Annotated in this window: 2 protein-coding genes; both read right to left on the minus strand. The window is 59.4% G+C overall.

Features of this window, described 5'->3' with window-relative positions; translation table 11 throughout:
- Positions 1-48 precede the first annotated feature (48 nt).
- The gene (locus tag ACR0JW_RS23805) at positions 49-225 is read right to left on the minus strand and encodes a hypothetical protein (protein WP_170682872.1); all 177 of its coding nucleotides are present in this window, start codon (positions 223-225) and stop codon (positions 49-51) included.
- A partial coding sequence (locus ACR0JW_RS23810) for a DUF6538 domain-containing protein (protein ID WP_480714607.1) occupies positions 222-1,518 on the minus strand: 1,297 nt, incomplete at its 5' end. The genes ACR0JW_RS23805 and ACR0JW_RS23810, both read right to left, overlap by 4 nt.

The following is a 1,518-nucleotide window of genomic DNA, read 5'->3' on the forward strand; positions in this document are numbered from 1 at the left end:
AAAGCAGAGATCCCCCGGCAACCCGCTGAGGGCCGCCGAGGGTTCTGTCTATGAAGGTGGTCTTCGGTTGACGACATAGTCAGCCAACCACTGCCAGTAGGCGTCCGCATCCCGGAATCCCTGAGCACGAGCAGCAAGATCTTCTGCTGCCTTACGGGTGCACCCGCCATCGAACTCGGCAATAGCAGCTCGCTCCTCAAACGCATCAATGTCCGGGAAACTCATATCGGGAGCCGTATCTGATCGACGATCGACCGACGCTGCTCGTTACTGATGCCAGCTGAGTAGATGCCGTAGGTGATCCCGTTCTCCGACCGAGCCGATTGATGACCGACCAGCGAGGCTGTGAAGTGCTCAGGAACACCTGTTCGCTCGCACTGGGTGATGAACCACTTGCGTGTCGAATGAAACACCAAGCCCGGCCGCTCCAGACCCAACCGCCGTCTCAGTCTTGCAAACCCCTTGGTCACCTGCGCCACGGTCAGATCAGGAAACAGAGGGCCATGGCTAGGCAGTTGCCGGAAGGTCTCATCCAGCACCGGGTGAACCGGAACCAGTCTCTCCGCAGCATCGGTTTTCAGCAATCGCAGTTCATTGGGTTGGACATGAACGAAGCAACCGAGGTTGCCCTTGGTCACGAGGTCTTCCCGAAGTAACCCAACCGCTTCCCCCGCGCGCAGTCCTGTCAACAGGCAGGTCAGCAGCACGGAATGCAGTTCCCGATCTTTGGCTCCCAGCAGCCGCACGACCTCATCGTCAGTCGGCACGGCATAGGGTTGAAGACGCACCTTGCGATCGAAGAGAACCGTTCGGAAGGGATTAACCTCCAGATGCCCCTCGTAGACCACCCAGTCGAGGAAGTGATTGACCTGAGACCAGATACGCCGCTGGGTTCTGGCCGTTATGGTCAACGACCCCCGAGACGAGTACGCGACTAACTGGTCCAGGGTCATCCCACGTGTCCGTTCTGACTTACCGATCATTGGGGACAGTTGGGCAATTGCTGACAGGAACTCTCGCCCGTCCACTCTGGTCAGGCTGCAAACCGATCGATCGCCGTACCGGCTCGTGAACAACCCGACGGAGTATCGGACCGATTTGAACCCGCTGGGTCGCAGTTCATCACTACGCCGGGCAAGATAGGCGCGGCTCAGGACCTGGATCACTACCTTTACCGGTGCGGCTGGTCGGGTGAAGGCAGGACCGTCCAGAACTGTACCGGAGCCCTCCAGAGTGGCCCGGAGACGCACGAGAGACGACTCTGGCTGGTCAAGCCATTCAGGAACGTCAGCGGAGTTCACCGGTGCAGAGAGGGCTCCTTCTGCCTGCGACCGAACCTGTTCAACCATTGTCTCGAACCGGGCATTGACTTCAGCGGCACGGACGCGGGCAGTGTTGCGATCCCCGGTCTTGAGGCTCTGCTTCAACGCCTGAGCGCCCAGCGCGAGAGCCACGTCAACGGGATAGTTGCGTCTGAACAACCACGTATGGCCCTTCAGATAGGCATAGCGAATGTGA

The organism is Ruegeria sp. BG6, from assembly GCF_056538465.1.